Source organism: Pedobacter nyackensis (genome assembly GCF_900176505.1).
Lineage (GTDB): Bacteria > Bacteroidota > Bacteroidia > Sphingobacteriales > Sphingobacteriaceae > Pedobacter > Pedobacter nyackensis.
In genome coordinates this window covers 49,505-66,417 of sequence record NZ_FWYB01000021.1, presented here as the reverse complement: position 1 = coordinate 66,417, position 16,913 = coordinate 49,505, and the positions used below count along the sequence as shown (strand labels likewise).

At 37.4% G+C, this 16,913-nt stretch carries 16 protein-coding genes and 1 tRNA gene; 15 read left to right on the top strand and 2 right to left on the bottom strand.

From position 1 onward, the window contains the following. Positions 1-373 precede the first annotated feature (373 nt). From B9A18_RS23710 to B9A18_RS23695, 4 genes are all read left to right on the top strand, one after another. The gene (locus B9A18_RS23710) at positions 374-1,246 is read left to right on the top strand and encodes a sigma-70 family RNA polymerase sigma factor (RefSeq protein WP_084292214.1); all 873 of its coding nucleotides are present in this window, start codon (positions 374-376) and stop codon (positions 1,244-1,246) included. A 102-nt stretch (positions 1,247-1,348) separates the two neighbouring features. Next, positions 1,349-1,525 (top strand): histone H1, encoded by a 177-nt coding sequence (locus B9A18_RS23705; RefSeq protein WP_084292212.1) that lies wholly within the window; start codon positions 1,349-1,351, stop codon positions 1,523-1,525. 116 nt (positions 1,526-1,641) lie between these two features. After that, the gene (locus B9A18_RS23700; RefSeq protein WP_235005429.1) at positions 1,642-1,863 is read left to right on the top strand and encodes a hypothetical protein; all 222 of its coding nucleotides are present in this window, start codon (positions 1,642-1,644) and stop codon (positions 1,861-1,863) included. Positions 1,864-1,991: 128 nt separating this feature from the next. Beyond that, on the top strand, positions 1,992-2,582 hold the full coding sequence (locus tag B9A18_RS23695) for a hypothetical protein (protein ID WP_084292208.1): 591 nt from the start codon (positions 1,992-1,994) through the stop codon (positions 2,580-2,582). Positions 2,583-2,632: 50 nt separating this feature from the next. On the opposite strand, the gene B9A18_RS23690 is transcribed toward B9A18_RS23695, so the two are convergent. Beyond that, positions 2,633-2,833: a KTSC domain-containing protein gene (locus B9A18_RS23690; protein WP_084292207.1), complete on the bottom strand. Its 201-nt coding sequence runs from the start codon at positions 2,831-2,833 to the stop codon at positions 2,633-2,635. A 74-nt stretch (positions 2,834-2,907) separates the two neighbouring features. Between B9A18_RS23690 and B9A18_RS23685 the strand changes: the two genes are divergently transcribed. After that, complete coding sequence (locus B9A18_RS23685; RefSeq protein WP_084292205.1) at positions 2,908-3,309, top strand: OsmC family protein; 402 nt, start codon at positions 2,908-2,910, stop codon at positions 3,307-3,309. 52 nt (positions 3,310-3,361) lie between these two features. Here B9A18_RS23685 and B9A18_RS23680 read toward each other — a convergent pair whose 3' ends face one another. After that, positions 3,362-3,733: a response regulator gene (locus B9A18_RS23680; RefSeq protein ID WP_084292221.1), complete on the bottom strand. Its 372-nt coding sequence runs from the start codon at positions 3,731-3,733 to the stop codon at positions 3,362-3,364. A 150-nt stretch (positions 3,734-3,883) separates the two neighbouring features. On the opposite strand from B9A18_RS23680, the gene B9A18_RS23675 reads away from it, so the two are divergent. The 10 genes from B9A18_RS23675 (at position 3,884) to B9A18_RS23625 (ending at position 16,867) form a co-directional block, all read left to right on the top strand. After that, positions 3,884-5,254: an exonuclease domain-containing protein gene (locus B9A18_RS23675; protein ID WP_084292203.1), complete on the top strand. Its 1,371-nt coding sequence runs from the start codon at positions 3,884-3,886 to the stop codon at positions 5,252-5,254. Positions 5,255-5,341: 87 nt separating this feature from the next. Beyond that, positions 5,342-5,415, top strand: a tRNA-Arg gene (locus B9A18_RS23670). 425 nt (positions 5,416-5,840) lie between these two features. After that, entirely contained in the window at positions 5,841-6,395 is a 555-nt protein-coding gene (locus tag B9A18_RS23660) for a hypothetical protein (protein WP_084292219.1), read from the top strand. A gap of 523 nt (positions 6,396-6,918) precedes the next feature. Further along, complete coding sequence (locus B9A18_RS23655; RefSeq protein WP_084292201.1) at positions 6,919-7,518, top strand: RNA polymerase sigma factor; 600 nt, start codon at positions 6,919-6,921, stop codon at positions 7,516-7,518. Positions 7,519-7,619: 101 nt separating this feature from the next. Further along, on the top strand, positions 7,620-8,798 hold the full coding sequence (locus B9A18_RS23650; RefSeq protein ID WP_084292199.1) for a FecR family protein: 1,179 nt from the start codon (positions 7,620-7,622) through the stop codon (positions 8,796-8,798). Positions 8,799-9,025: 227 nt separating this feature from the next. Continuing rightward, on the top strand, positions 9,026-12,415 hold the full coding sequence (locus B9A18_RS23645; RefSeq protein ID WP_159452739.1) for a TonB-dependent receptor: 3,390 nt from the start codon (positions 9,026-9,028) through the stop codon (positions 12,413-12,415). 20 nt (positions 12,416-12,435) lie between these two features. Next, positions 12,436-14,094: a RagB/SusD family nutrient uptake outer membrane protein gene (locus tag B9A18_RS23640; RefSeq protein WP_084292195.1), complete on the top strand. Its 1,659-nt coding sequence runs from the start codon at positions 12,436-12,438 to the stop codon at positions 14,092-14,094. Positions 14,095-14,248: 154 nt separating this feature from the next. Continuing rightward, complete coding sequence (locus B9A18_RS23635; protein WP_084292193.1) at positions 14,249-15,139, top strand: phytanoyl-CoA dioxygenase family protein; 891 nt, start codon at positions 14,249-14,251, stop codon at positions 15,137-15,139. A 261-nt stretch (positions 15,140-15,400) separates the two neighbouring features. Then, the gene (locus B9A18_RS23630; RefSeq protein WP_084292191.1) at positions 15,401-16,444 is read left to right on the top strand and encodes a hypothetical protein; all 1,044 of its coding nucleotides are present in this window, start codon (positions 15,401-15,403) and stop codon (positions 16,442-16,444) included. A gap of 57 nt (positions 16,445-16,501) precedes the next feature. Further along, a complete protein-coding gene (locus B9A18_RS23625) occupies positions 16,502-16,867 on the top strand; it encodes a hypothetical protein (protein WP_084292189.1) in 366 nt (121 codons plus the stop codon). Positions 16,868-16,913 lie beyond the last annotated feature (46 nt).

The window sequence follows — 16,913 nt, the reverse complement described above, 5'->3', positions numbered from 1 at the left end:
CAACGTTATTTCTTAAAAGCAATTCTGGAGGATATCGATTTAACTGAACCTACAGATGACGCTATAAATAGTCTGAAAATTGCTTTTGCTTGCGATGAATCTGTTAAAACCGGACAAATCGTGCAGCTGTAATCAATTTTTAATTGGAATTGAGAGAGACGATATCATATGGTATCGTCTCTTTTTTTTGTCTCTCTGTCAATTTTTTGATCAAATTATATTCTCTTTTCTGTATTTGAATTTGGGAGAAAACGAATGTTATATGGTTTTTGGATCCTAAAACTGCGGAAAACACCATAGTTCTTTAAAGTATAAACTATCTCAATCCGGCTTTCGAAATTTGTTGAAATGAGTGTTTAAACTTTATTGATTTATGAAGAAATTTAAAGTAATGAAATCTATTCCGCTTAGAGATTCGGATGCATTGGATAGGTATTTAAATGAGATTAGCAGAATAAACCTGTTGAGTGTTGAAGAAGAAGCTGAATTGACACATAAAATCCGTAATGGAGATGCGCTGGCTGTACAAAAGTTGATTAAAAGTAATTTGCGTTTTGTGGTTACGGTGGCAAAGAAGTATCAGGATAGTGGATTGAAATTGGGAGATCTGATCAGTGAAGGTAATATAGGTTTGATTAGGGCTGCTGAGCGTTTTGACGATACGAAAGGCTTTAGGTTTATCTCCTTTGCGGTTTGGTGGATTCGGCAGTCTATTTTGCTGGCCATTGCAGAGCAGAAACGTTTGGTGCGTTTGCCCGGTAGTCAGCTAGCCATTAATAGTAAAGTTAAGCAGGCCATAGCTGTTTTAGAACAGCAGTTGGAAAGAATGCCTACAGCTGAAGAAATATCGGAATACACGACTTTTCCTGAAGATAAAGTGCTGTGTTATTTAGATGGAGTACATATGCCGTATTCATTGGATCAGGTAGTTGATGAGGATTCTGGTTTTACTTTGATGGATATTGTTGGTGATAAAAGCATGCCTGCAAGTGATCACCTTACTCTTGCCGGATCGCTAGCTATAGACATAAAAAGAGCATTGAATGTGCTGCCTAAACGGGAGCAGCAGATCGTGGAGTTGTTTTATGGCATAAATGGTTGTCCGCAAACGAGCCTGGATGACATGGGACCGATCTTAAATCTGGGTAAAGAACGGATCCGACAGTTGAAGGATAAGGCCCACAAAACGCTTACTTTAAATCGCAATAATGCCCTTGTTGGTTATTTTAATCAGGATTCAAATTGATAAATATTTCTTTTTTCCTAAATATTCATTTGGTGAAAATCCAATAATTATTAACTTTAGACCGTTATATCATATATTTAAAAATCTTAACGAAAGAAAAACATGGAAAAATTTTCAAAATTAAAAGAATTAATCGCTGGTGTAGAGGCAGATGTAGAAAAGTTTTATAATTCAGGTAACGGTGCTGCTGGTACAAGAGTACGTAAAGCTATGCAGGATTTAAAAGGTCTTGCTCAGGAAATCCGTACTGAAGTAACCGAGAAAAAAAATACAAAGTAATATTTATTTCAGTATTGTAAGAAAGGCCTGCATTTTGCGGGCCTTTCTTGTTTTTAGTTCATATCATCATATATTAGCTTACCTTTGTGCGAGGAGATAAGATTATGGGGCTGCCAATGCGCATTACGTACAACGATACAGATTACATTTATGAAATATTAAATAGTGCTGCTATCAATAAGGAGACAACAGAACTTCACATTAGTTTTGATGGACAGGAGATTGTTTTGGTTAAAAATGAAAAAAATATCTGGGTACAGAGTGGGGGCGAACTTAAAGTTGAACCTGAATTAGCTCAGGCCCTTGGAAGGTCTGTTTCGTTAAGATTTAGAATGTAGTTTTAATAAAAATTCCTGGTGAAAATAATATGTGTTTTTTTTTATAAACTGAGTACAATAAGCTAAATTGTATGTTATTACCTGCTGGTAATAATTTTATTAAAAGGAAACCAGATTATTAAAACACTATGAAAAAACTATTTTCACTCATTGCTATTTTAGGTTTATGTGTAAGCCTGAGTATGGCACAGACGCCTGCTGTACAAGCCCAAAAGGAAACCACAAAAGCTAAGGCTGACGCTAAAAAAGCGGCAGCAAAAGTCAAAGCTGATGCAAAAAAGGCCGAGAAAAAGCAAGCTGATGCTGCTGTAAAGCTTAAAAAGGATGGTACTCCTGATAAGCGTTACGCTGCGAAGGAAGCTGTGAAGGAGACTGCAAAAGAAACTAAAACAACAGCTAAAAAAACTGCGGCTAAGGGCACCGCTGCTGCTACAGCAGCGACAACGGTACCTGGTCTGAAAAAAGATGGTACACCTGATAAACGCTACACTGCTGCTAAAGAGAAGGCTGTAGCGCCTGCAAAGGCCACTAAGAAGGAAGTGACCACTGTTAAGAAGCAAACTACAACTGCTGCTGCAAGCGCTAAAGACTACAAGCCTACCATCGACAGGAGCTTAAAAGGCCCTAATGGTGAGCAAATCTTAACCGGTCCACGTGGTGGAAAATACTACATCAATAAAAATGGGAATAAAACTTATATCAAAAGAGAAGCAGAATAGTTTTCTTTTATAGATCTAAAACATAAATGGCCGGCAGAATTTCCGGCCATTTATGTTTTAAGCCTTTTGTATTTGTACTTTCCTTTTATGTAGTGGTTAAAATATCTTCCTTTTGAACCTGCAGCCTTAAACATCTGGTACACCCTCAGAGGGATGTTTTTATACTCATACTTTATTCCCGACACAAAGGTTATGGTTAGTTTCTTTGAATCATGATCATGGACAAAACTATGGATAACAGTTGACGGCATAGGGTTTAGTGTTTATTGTCAAGGCTCATATAAAATTATTCAAAATAACGTTAGATTAGATTTAAATATTACTTATGTCAGCAAACCAGATCACCGCAATTACAGAACTCGATAAATCCCATTATAAAACAAAAGTATATTCGGGAGGACATTTTATTTATTCAGATGAGCCGGAAGATGTTGGCGGTACAGATGAAGGAATGTCGCCTGCAGCATTATTACTGGCAAGTTTGGGCAGTTGCACGGCAATCACCTTAAGGATGTACGCAGATAGAAAAAACCTGAACCTGGATTACGTTAAAATTGAACTGGAAATTTGTAAAGAAGAGGAGATGAGTGCAGGAACTACTATAAAAAGGAGGATTGAATTTACCGGCGAACTGACAGAGGACGAACGTAAGCGATTAATGGTGATAGCAGACAAATGTCCGATACATAAAATACTAAGCAATCCTATAAAGATTGAAACAAGCTAAGCGCTTGATAATTATATACAATTTAGTACTATAAATACTTAAATTAGTACAATTAGCCTGTGGCACCCAATTGAGTTCTAACTTTATTTACCAGATGATCAATATCAAAAGGTTTTGAAAGGAAGTCGTTGGGCGAGCCTGGCATTTTTAACACGTTTTGTAAGTTATGGCTTGCAGATATCATTACGATGGGGATGTATTTAAAAATTGCATGAGCTTTTATCGACTTACAAATTTCTCTTCCGTCCATTCCTCCCAGCATTACATCCAGTAAAATAAGGTCTGGTCGGATCGAGGATATTACATCCAATATATTCCTTCCAGTGGTTAATGTAGAAACTTCATATCCTTCATCCTCCAGTATGATCTTGATGACATCAACGATATCACGATCATCATCAACAGCTAATATTTTTTTAGACATTATCTTCCTGTTCTTTTGTTCATTTAAAACATATGCCATTTGCATGCCATAGTTGAAATTTGGTGGACAAAAAGAATTAACAAATAGAATTCAATTGGAATACTAAATTTATTAGCATATTTGTCTTGTAAATTGTATAAAGTCATTTGAATGTTATATGCTGTTGTAGATATTGAAACCACGGGCGGTTTTGCATCAGGAAATGGAATTACTGAAATTTCTATTTTGGTGCATAACGGGCAAGAGGTTGTACATGCTTTTGAAACGCTGATTAATCCGGAACAGGATATCCCACCTTATATTGAGTCACTTACCGGTATCAGCAATGACATGGTAGCTGATGCCCCCTTATTTAAGGATATGGCGGCAGAGATCTACGAATTGTTGCATGATAAAATATTCGTTGCACACAATGTAAATTTCGATTTTTCATTTATCCACCACCAGTTGATGCAATCTGGTTATGAATTGAATTGTCGCAAGCTATGTACGGTTAGGTTGAGCAGGAAGATATTGCCTGGACATCGTTCTTACAGTCTGGGTAAGCTTTGTGCTGCTTTGAACATTTCAGTGAGCAACAGGCACCGTGCAGGAGGGGATACGGCAGCAACAGCGATATTATTGTCTATGCTCATTGCAGAAGATTCCGAAAATCACATCCAGCAAACACTTAATAAGTTTTCTAAAGAGCAGGCATTGCCTCCTAATTTGCCAAAGAGCCAGATAGACCGTATACCGCTTGTTCCAGGCGTTTATTATTTTAAAGATGAAAAGGGTAAGGTAATCTATATTGGTAAAGCCAAAAGCCTTAAAAAGCGTGTTTGTTCGCATTTTACTGGAAACAGCACCAGCAGGCAACGACAGGAGTTCCTTCAAAACATATATACGGTCGACTTTGAGGTATGTGGAACGGAATTGATGGCTTTCATATTGGAGGCTGTAGAGATTAAGCGCCTCTGGCCGGATAATAACCGGGCTTTGAAAAGACATGACCAGAAATATGGCTTGTATGTTTTTGAGGATCAAAAGGGGTATATGCGTTTAGGTATAGATAAATACCGGAAGCAGGTAGCTGCGCTGTATAGTTTCAATACTTTGTTGGACGGGCATAACCTATTGCGTTTATTAATTAAAGAGCATGTGCTTTGTGAAAAGCTTTGTTTTGTCCAAAGGAACCGCCAGGCTTGTACCGGACATGACGAGGGTAGGTGTAGTGGTGCTTGTCTGGGAAAAGAATCTGCCGCGGCTTATAATGTCCGGGTTAAGTACGCAATTGCTTATTTAAAATCTATTCTTCCATCCTTTGCCATGCTGGATAAGGGGAGAACTGATGACGAACAGAGTTGTTTATTGGTCGAACAAGGAAAATTTTACGGTATGGGCTATATTTCTTCACATACTGATGTCAACGAGGTGGATTTGCTGAAGTCGGTGCTACAGCCTTATCCTTCTGATGATTACATTTTGCATTTGATCATGAATCATGCAGAGCAGTTCCCAAATAAGAAGATTGCGATCTGATTTCGCAATATTTTAGCAGAAATTATTAAAATAGATTTTGCGTTATTCCCATGTTTTTATATCTTTGCCGCTCCTAACAGGGAAGATGCCTTGGTAGCTCAGCTGGATAGAGCGTCGGTTTTCTAAACCGAGGGTCAGGGGTTCGAGTCCCTTCCAGGGTACTAACAGGATTTACGTCCGAAAATTGAAAGGATTGTTCGTAAAAGAGCAATCCTTTTTTATTTAAAATCAGTGCGTTAAGAGAGTTAAAAAATAAACTCAAAACAATTATCCAACATTCAGCTCCAGAATAAAACTGATCTTTCTGAGTTCAAAGTAATCGTGATTAAGATCCGTTCCTCCTTGCTTCTTTAATCCTTTTTGTAATTTGTTTATCTGCATCACTTGGAGTTAACTTCCCGAAAGGTGATTATGAATGATAATAAAAGCTGTAGCATTTGCTTTTAAAAGAGCGGAGGAGATAATTCTAAAAATCTATTTCTCTTAGTCCTTAAAAATAAACTTATATTAGTTTTTACGAAATTTTGTATATTTTTTTTCGTAAAATATAATGTTATATATAATCGTATCAAAACTCTATGCAAAAATGAATTTCGAAATAAAATATAATGGAAAGGTTTCTAAAGAATTTTTAAACTTAGGAATTAACGATTTTAAATCTGCTTGTAAATTTGTTTCTCGACTTCCTTATAAACGAAATAAAAACAAAAAAGATATTCTTTGTATTTTCAGAGATAGAGCTGGAACATGTAGTACAAAACATTCGATTTTAAGAAAATTAGCATTAGAAAATAATCAACTCGAGGTAAAACTAATTCTTGGTATTTTTAAAATGGACAAAGAATACGCTCCTAAAATTGAAAATACACTTAACGAAAATGAATTAGATTATATCCCTGAAGCACATAATTATCTAAGAATTGGTAATGAATATTTAGATTTTACAAGACCCAATTCAAACTATTCTGATTTTCAAAACAAATTATTAGAAGAACATGAAATTGAATTTGATCAAATTAACGAAGAAAAAATTCGAATACATCAAACATTTCTTAAAGAATGGATTGAAAATAATTTAGTTCTTGATTTAGAATCTATATGGAAAATTAGAGAAAAATGTATCTCAGACTTACAAAACTGAAAATTGTGACTCCACACGATATATGATATAGGTAATTGTTGCACAACTACTACGTTTGCGCATTAAGTTGATAACTTACCAGATTGCCTAGTTTACCGGTGAATGTTCCGAATACTCCATTTGAGATGCCCATACTGCTTGGTTTTTATAGTAATTATAAATAATCTAGTGCATTGATAAAGCTTATTGAATTTGTAAAATAATATTGGTATTTGGAAAGAATGAGTTCGTATTTGACTGTGGGGTGATAAAGTGTTAATTAAGCGTTAATTAACCTTGGGGATATACCAAGGGTTAACCAACCCTTAACCAATGCTTAACTAAAGGTTATCCAACTATGGGCTGGCTCAGAGTCTGGACAAACAAAGAAGACCTAAAATCATATTTCCTGACTGCTGAGCAGCTAATTTCTAAAAAATAGTAAAGCTTGTGGTTGTACTTTTAAAATTTATGGTTAACATTGACAAAGCAAATGTCTAAAATTATTTTTTTTCGTCTTAGGGAGATATTGATTAATCCATAAATGATCATTCATTTAAATGAAAACGTAGTGACTGAATGCACCCTGCTCGCAAAAGTGGCAGATGGGGATCATCAGGCATTTAGAAATATTTATCAGAAATACTATAACAAAGTTTATACCTTTTCTATCAGGATTTTGCATTCCCAGCTTCTGGCTGAAGAAGTAGTGCAGGAGAGTATGCTTAAACTTTGGCTAATGGGACCGGGTGTGATCAATATCAATAACCTGGATAGCTATTTAAAGAGAATTGCGCGTAACTGTGCTATAGATTTGCTCAAACGCAAAGAACTTGAGCTCAAAACCGACGGTAAACTTGGAAATACATGGGAAGAAAGTCACAACGAGACTGAGGAACAAATACTATTAAATGATGTACGAAAAATACTAAATGATGGAGTGTCCTTATTACCTCAGCAGCAGAAACTGGTGTATCAGCTGTGTCATCTGGAAGGATTAAAATATGAAGAAGCAGCTAACCGCTTAAATCTTTCAGTCTTAACAGTTCAAAGTTATATGAAACTAGCATTAAGATTTTTACGGAACTATATAAAAGCCCATACAGATATAACTGTTCTGCTCATCATTTTTAAACTGTTGTAAAAAAAAAACATTTTTAATACCCCCGGTTTTTATCTTCACTCGTCTTAATAAAAAAGGGTATTGTCTAATGTATTGATATCATCCTTTTACTAAGCAAAAAAATGACCAAATATAGATTACGTATTTTGTATCAGCACTATGTGGCAGGTACGCTAACGACGCAGGAGCAACTGGAATGGAAGTCTTTGCTGGCCAACCCAGATCTGAAACAAACTTTAGAGAAGATTGTTGAAGAAGGCTGGTATGACTTCTCCGACGAAGAAATTATTTTAATGGATCGGACCATAGCCGATCAGATTTTTGATCAAGTAGTTGCATTACCTCAGAAGAAAGTCAGGCAACGTGCTTTATGGAAGCCTGTTGCTGCAGTTGCTGCGGTATTCATTGTCGCTGCACTGGGTTTATACATCTACACGAACAGATCCGCTGATAAACAGAAGCAATTTGTTTCTCCTATTTCACATATTAAAACAGGTGGCAATAAAGCTTATTTGACTTTGGCGAACGGAAAGCGGATTATTTTGACTGATTCGAAGAACGGGACTTTAGTCGCTCAGAATGGCGTGCAGATTACAAAGACAAATGACGGGCAGCTGGTTTATACAGTTATCGGTAATAAAAGTTCAAGCGGCAACGATTACAATATTATTGAAACTCCCAGGGGGGGGCAGTATCAGATACATTTACCTGATGGCACAAATGTTTGGCTAAACGCGGCCTCCTCACTAAAGTATCCTTCTGTTTTTAAAGGAAATGAGCGGAAAGTTGAGCTAAAAGGTGAAGCCTATTTTGAAGTCTCCATAAATAAAAAAATGCCTTTTAAAGTAACCATCAATTCTCAGACTATAGAAGTTTTGGGTACGCATTTTAATGTAAAAGGCTATGCAGAAGAGGCGGATACAAAAACGACACTTCTGGAAGGAAGCGTTAAGGTAGTAAGCACCTATAGTACTACGGGCGTATTGATTAAACCCGGGCAACAAGCTCTGGTTAAGCGTAATGGGGATGATCAAATAAATATTGTTGAAGCTGATATGGAAGAAGTGATGGCATGGAAGAATAATTACTTTAGGTTCAATAATGAAAATATAGAATCTGTAATGCGTAAAATTTCAAGATGGTATGATGTCAATGTTGAATATGATGGAGCCATCTCTGATGAAGAATTTAACGGTACCATTTCCAGAACTAAAAACATCGCGCAAGTGCTGAAAATGCTTGAAGACACTCAGGGCGTTCATTTTAAAATTGAAGGAAGGAGGATTGTCGTTATGAAATAACCATTACATACACCGATAATCCAAAAAAAGCCAGGAAACGACTGTAATCGAAATCCTGGCCATGTATGGGTATCTTGAATAATTTAAAACTAAACAATTAACCTAGCGTTGCAGGGCATCTGGACAATGAACATGCATTCGCTATAAACCCAACTAAACAAATGTACAAAATTTGGAACTCAAACCTATGTCTCCGAAAAAGGGGCATAACTAACTTACTATTGGTTATGAAACTAACCATTTTACTACTCACCACAGTAATATTACAAGTCAGTGCAAATTCATTTGCGCAAAAGATATCCTTATCTGAAAAAAATGCAAAACTGACGAAAATATTTGACAAGATCAGATTACAAACGGGATACGATTTTATGGTAACCAAGTCGGTGCTCAAAAATGCCAAACCCGTTAACATTGATGTAAAGGATGAAGAATTCCTGGAAGTACTAAAAATGGTTTTTGCAGGTCAAAACCTAACCTATTCCTTTAGCAATAATGCTATAATTGTTTCAAAAAAGCCTTTCAGTGTTGGTTTTCCTGAAACTATTATCAAAGCGTTAATAAATGTGACAGGAAAGGTACTTGATGAGAGGGGCATTGGTTTACCAGGCGCTACCATTAAAGTTAAAGGGACTACCAGAGCTACTATCACAGACAGTAATGGCCGTTTCAGTATAAAGGGGATAGATGAAAACGCAATTCTGGTGATCACTTATTTAGGATATGATCCAAAGGAAATAAAAGCTGATGCCACAGCAGAAATGATTATAACACTCACACCACAGAATAGTGCGCTCAGTGAAATTGTAGTCGTTGCCTATGGTACCCAGAAGAGAACAAGTTTAACTGGCGCTATCGCTACCATAACTCCTAAGCAATTAAAGGATAGACCTGTAACTTCTATACAGAATGCTTTACAAGGGGTTTCTCCTGGTCTTACTATTTTACAACGCCCTAGTGATGTAAGCCGTAATGCAGTCGCCTCAACTGCGGTAAGCATTAGAGGTAGGGGTAGTTTAGTAACTACTGCAGGTACAGGTAGCCCAATGTATGTTATTGATGGAATACCTGCTTCCGCTCAGGAATTTGCAACCTTAAACCCAAGTGATGTTTCAAGTATGTCTGTTTTAAAGGATGCTTCTTCAGCAGCGCTATACGGTTCCAGAGCAGCAAATGGTGTTATAATGGTAACAACCAAGCGTGGTTCAGGAGATAAAACTACCGTAGAATTAAACGCAAATTATGGATGGCAATCTCCAACCCGTATCTCAAAATATGTAGGTTCTGTAGATTATACGACACTTTATAATGAAGCTTTAAAAAATGCCGGCGCCGCTGCACTGTTTACCGACCAACAGATCCAATGGTACAAGGATGGGTCAAAGCCAGATCTTTACCCAAATACCAATTGGTATAACGAAGTCCTACGTAAAAACGCCCCTTTAAGTGATGTCAACTTAAACATAAATGCACCAGGAAAAATTACGAATAGCTATTTAGGTCTGTCTTATTTAAATCAGGAATCTATTATCCCTCACAAAAGCCAGGATCGTATAGTTGCTAAGTTGAATACTGAAACTACTATTGTACCTGAAATTTTAAAGATTGGGACTAATTTTTCATTCATTAACCAAAGTTTTGACCGTAAAGGTGATTTGTCCTGGACAGAGCTTAACAGGTCCCTTCCTACCGCTGTACTCCGTCAGAGCAACGGTGAATGGGGTTCTATTGACAATGGAAAAGCAAATTCGCAAACTGCCGGCCGTAATCAATTGCGCTGGATTGAAGAAAGTAGTAAGGCCTGGGACCGTGATAATTACTTGCAAACAGCTGCCAATGCTACTTTAACCCCAATTAAGGGTTTGTCGATCAATGGATTAGTCTCTTTAAAGTATACAAATGGCAACTCATGGACTTTTAATAATACCCTGAATCCGATTAATGATTTTCTAACCGGTAAACCAATGAATTCAACTCAAAGGTTACTGAACGACATGCTTGAGTATTGGAGGAAAAGAAAAGAACTTTTAGTGCAGGGAACTGCCGATTATGAACGTAATTTTGGTAAGCATTACGGTAAAATAACAGTAGGTGCTTCACAAGAAAGCAATACTTACAGAACTGCTTTCGTTGGTCGTAAAAATTTCCCAAACAATGAGATGACCACTGTGGTATCTGGTTCCTCAAATCCTGAAGATATAAATTCTGATACAGACGGACAGGCAAACCGAAGCAATCAGGAAGAGTGGGCTATGCGTTCTGTATTTGGACGTTTCAATTATGCTTTTGATGATAAATACCTTTTTGAAGTAAACACACGTGTTGATTATTCATCTCGTTTCCGTAAAGATGTCCGTGAGGCCATGTTCCCATCTTTCTCAGCAGGATGGAATGTTACTAAAGAGGACTTTATGAAAAACGTTGGCTGGATAGATAATTTGAAATTGCGTGGTTCATACGGCTCTTTAGGTAACCAGGAGGTAGTGCTTATCGGAAACTATTTTGACCGTTTAAACACCGGTTACCAATATAGCTTTGAAGAAGCTCCTCAAGGTGGAGTATGGGCAGACAAAATTTCCAACCCAATTACAGGGTGGGAAAAGGTTTATATGACCGATTTGGGTATTGACCTGGGTTTATTTAAGGGGAAATTAGACATTACTGCCGATTACTATATTAAAGATACCAAAGAACTGCTGATGAGGGTTCCTGCCCTTGCTACCATTGGGGTAAATACAAGCACTACTGATGCCGTAAATAGTGGGCTTCCTTTATCAAATGGCGCAGCTACCCGAAATAAAGGGTTTGAGCTTGCTGTCACTCATAACAATAAAATAGGTAATGACTTTACTTTCAGCATTGGTGGTAATTTGTCAATAATAAGTAGTAAGATCACTAAATTGGGAGGTGGAGATGAAGTTGTTGACGGAAGATATATACAAAAAATAGGGGAATCAATAGGCTCTTTTTATGGTTATGAATCTGAAGGTCTTTTTGTTGATGCTGCAGATGTTACGTCGCATGCTTTTCAAACCTTAACTACTAAGCCAGGCGATATTAAGTTTAAAGACTTAAATGGAGATAATAAGATCAACTCAGCTGATCGTAAGGTTATTGGTAATGATGTTCCATGGTTAAATTATGGTTTTAATTTAAATGCAGCGTATAAAGGGTTTGACTTGAGCGTACTTACTTACGGTGTAGCAAAAGTTAAAACTTATTTATCTGAAGAGGCTTCTTATCCCTTTTTTAATGGTGCTAATGTAAAAGAACAGTGGTTAAACAGATGGACTGTTGCTAATCCTAATCCAAATGCTGATTTTCCACGAATTTTGACTACAGCAGCAGGAGCGCATAATTATAACCCAACTTCATCATTCTGGTTATTTAGTGGTGCCTATTTTAGGGTAAGAGGTATAACTTTAGGTTATACGATTCCACAGGATGTAAGCAAACGAATTGGCTTGTCTAAACTAAGAGTTTATGGAGCCGCAAACAATCCATTCACTATTATGGCTGATAAACGTCTGGCAGACTACGATCCGGAGTCAGGCTCTGGACGTGGGGGTTATCCGGGTATGAAAACCTGGTCAATGGGTTTAAGTGCAGGTTTTTAATCTAAAATAATTCGAATATCATGAAAAAAATAACATCAATATATATACTTACAGGGCTTTTAACAATTGGCGCTGTTACTTCTTGTAAAAAGGACTTTTTGGAAAGACCACCATTAGATCAATTGTCCGAAGCAACTTTTTGGAAAACTCCTAACGATGTATACCAAGCTGTTATGGCTGTATACAATAGATTGCCAGGCGATGGTATAATTTATGAGGATGGCGCATCAGACAATGCCCATGCACAGTATCCATGGGAAAGTTCAGCTACAGATGTTTCGGCTGGAACGCTTACTTCAACTACTGATGCTGGCTGGAGTTTCGTCGACATTCGTCGTGCAAATTATTTTCTTGCTAATGCAGATAAAGTAACTACAATAGATAATGCTTTACTGGAGAGATATAAAGCTGAAGTAAGATTTTTAAGGGCGCTGTTTTATTCCAATTTGGTAAATAAATTTGGCGATGTTCCTTTACTCACAGCGGTTGTTAAGTTAGGAGAAGAAAATGTGAAAAGAACTCCAAAAGCTGAAGTAATAAAATTTATTACAGATGAGTTGGAAGCTGTTTCAAAGATTTTACCCCAAGCTTATGCGGGTGGTAAGCCTAATGAGAAAGGAAGGGTCACAAAAGGAGCTGCTCTTGCATTGAAAGCAAGAGTTCATTTAAATGAGGGGCAATTCCAGGAGGCGGTAAATGCTTCAAGTCAAGTCATGACTCTAGGGTATAGTTTATTTAAAGTAGATGCTGAAGAAGCTATAGATGCTAAAGATGATTATAGCCAATGGGTAACTTTTGCAAATGCTGCTGATGAGAAGAAATTCCGCTTAGGTCTGCGTAGTTACGAAGCTCTTTTTCATAAAGCAAATGAAGGAAATACTGAAGTAATTTTAGATCGGCAACAAATTGACCAAAAGGATGCCAATTTCCTAAATACTTACTTATTACCAGGTACTATTGGTGGTTGGAGTTCACTAACTCCAACTCAGGAATTAGTGAATAGTTATGGTAGTTATAAAACTGGTGAGCCAATTACCCCGCCAACACCGGCACAGCGTGCTGCATGGTATATTGCTAAAGACCCGGCCTTCGCAAACGAATATAAAAACAGAGATCCTCGCCTTTACGCGACTATCCTGTTTGAAGATTCACCTTGGAATGCGGTTGAGGATGATTATAAATTTAATTGGGTTCAGGGAGCTTCCAATATGTCTTTAACAGGATACAATTTCCGCAAGATGGTGGATCCTGCAATTTATCGCCTTCAGGTAGATAATTATGCCAACGTAATCTTAATCCGTTATGCAGAAGTATTATTAACCTATGCTGAAGCTAAAAATGAGGTTAGTGGTCCGGATGCTACAATTTATGATGCGCTTGATGAAGTTAGAATGCGTTCAGGAATGCCTGTAGTTGATAGGGTTAAATATGCAGGTAAAGATGCGCTTAGAGAAGTAATTCGTAACGAACGTAGAGTAGAGCTTGCCTTAGAAGGACAGCGTTACATGGATATTCGTCGTTGGAAGATTGCTCCTCAGGTAATGAAAACTATTAACAACATTAAAAATACTCAGGCTCAGGAAAGAACATGGAATGATAGATTTTATCTGATGCCTGTTCCACAAAAGGAAGTGGATCTTTCAAAAGGAGTATTAACTCAAAATACAGGATATAATTAACAGCAGCATTTTTCTGAAAAATTAAAGCGAGTGTCCATCCTGTATGGACACTCGCTATTGCATTCTGGCAAATCAAGGAAATCATTTCTCCAGAAATTATTCTTAAATTGTATCACAACAGCAATCTTTACCGGGTACCTCTTAAATTTATACTATGATTACGAAAAATGATCTTTCAAAAAAGCATCAACTTATTTCCGATCTGTTTAAATGGCCTACAAAATCTTCTGAGTGGGAACAATACAAACTCAACAATGAACAACTGGATTTTTTTAAAGCGTTCGGATACCTCAGTAATGTAAAGTTACTGGATGAATGGCAAATTGATCGACTTAACAAAGAATTGGAGGAAATCGTAGATCCCAGACACCCATTGAATGAACTGTTTCATGAGTTTCACAGTAATGAATCTGCCGATCCTGATGCTGTTTTATTTCATGCGCTAGGGGCCTGGCGCATTACAGAAGGTTTTCACGATGTGATCTGGAACCCAGCCTTCGCTATGGCAGCCAGTCAACTCCTAGGCAATAAGGCAGTGCGTTTCTGGCATGACCAGTTGTTCTGTAAACCAGCGAAACACGGAGGAGTTGTGGCCTGGCATCAAGACTATTCCTATTGGACGCGGACAGGGCCAATGCAACATCTAACATGTTGGGTTGGATTGGATGATGCCAACACTGAGAACGGCTGTTTATATTATGTACCTAAGAGTCATAATTGGGGCTTGCTGGACAAGCCAGACCTGGCTGGTGATATGGAAGGCCTGATGCAGTACTTAACAGAAGAACAGAAGGCGGAATTTAATCCTGTTCCCATTGAACTCAAAAAAGGGCATGCTACATTTCATCATCCTTTAATGGTTCATGGCTCGTTTCCCAATAAATCGCCGCATTCCAGAAGAGCTTTCGTTCTAAATGTATTTACTGACGGCACTGAATCCAATACAGACGAAACGTTGCTTAAGGGAGTGCCCCCTATAAAAGCTGGACATAAAATGGAAGGACAGTTTTTCCCATTGATATTTTCTCCAGACATCCTGATTTAGTCGTGTTTTGTAAAGAAAACGAACAGTTTATTCCCTTCGATTTAGTCTAGCAATACATCACCGGAGTAAGAATCTTTTATAGATTTTTCTCCGGTTTTTTTATTCACAATTTGGCGTTGCCCCGTCAGATTATCTGCGAAAACGTATTAATCCCCCCTTTTAGACCAAATTCTCCTCCTTTCTTTTACGAGAAAAATTGAATATTTGATTAAGGAATTACCAGAACCTATACTTTATTAAAATCTATTGAACATAAACCTTATGAAAAAAATCATCCTACCATTTGTACTCATTTTATTTTTTAGCTGTAAGAAGGACAAGATAAGCCCTATCGGCCCAGCTCCTGTAACTACTGTCGAATTAAAATTCGATAACGATAGTAATTCCAGTTTGATGTTCAAAGACGGAGAGTCAATGGAACTTCTTACATCAGAGTCGAGACGTTATGAAATTGGCAAGGTTTTGCGGGTGAAAGCCGTGAATGCGACTACGATAGAAGTGGCAAACTTTGCACCAGTGGATATTGTTGATGCCACCATACTCTTGACTATAGAAGGGCAACCAAAACCGATCAAACTTTTCAAGATCGGAAAGATAAGGGCACATGCTGTTCAGGAAATTAAGTATCCATTCATAGAAGGGGATACGAAATTTTTGAACAGCGAAGATCAGGAAGTTGATCTGGCTCAATACAAGACAACAGGTATCCCTGTAAATAAAGTGTCTTTTGATTTTACCGGGAATACAGATCTGATCAAAAGCCTTAAATTGTTGGCTAAATTGAAATGGAAGATCAAGTACCATGATTTTGACGGCAATGACGATCCTAACAATAATTGGAAAGAAAACATCGATGCAAAAGACGTGCGAAGATTCACAGGCCTCATTATCAATTTGGCTTATTTATTCCAGTCGGATGCAACAAAAACCCAATTTGTAGCTGAACCCATCACGGATAACAATAAAGTTTTATTAACAACAGAACAGAAAGAAGCGGACTTCAAAAAGATAATTGATATGTCCACAATTAATTGTGGTGTGGTTGTAAATGTTTCCGGATTGGGAGGTGGATCTACTTTTGGATTGGCTAACCATGTTTTAAGGGATTACCTGACCATGGATATCTGTTCTATTGCCGTGCATGAGATTGGCCATATGATTGGCTATTCTCACGATTCGAGTATGACTTACACAACAAATAACAGAGGTGCGGTTGTGGCAACGGGGAATGTATATAAAGATATGCTGGCAAAAAAACAATTCCCTATCAAAACGAGCAGCTATTATAAGCCGACGGATTTATAAAGCGGCTATAGTTTTACACCATTGGAAGAAGATGATTAATTTAAAATGTGATGTCTTATGGAAAATCAGTTGTTGAAAATTGGACAGTATATGCTTGATTTAAACCTATACAAGCCTATAGTTTTAGCGTATCTTGGAGTAGATGAACTTAAACTAGAGTTTAAGAGAGTAAATGACGCGCTAACCCTCGAGTGGGTTAATAAGCGGAATAACCTCGGTTATTATTTAGAGTTTCATCAGGAAGAAGTGGTACGATTGCTTGGGAGATTTACTCCAGATGATATCGGTGTTAGTAAGCAATTGAATAAAGAGGGCAAAATAAGGGCGATCCTATTTAATTATCTATTTTATGGTTTGATAAACCTTTTAAGTTATTTGGAGTTACTTAAAGAGGAAAAGGATATTGATCTAAAATTAGATTGATAGCACTATGGTAAATGGGTTTTAATGGGCTCTAAATATCAAATGT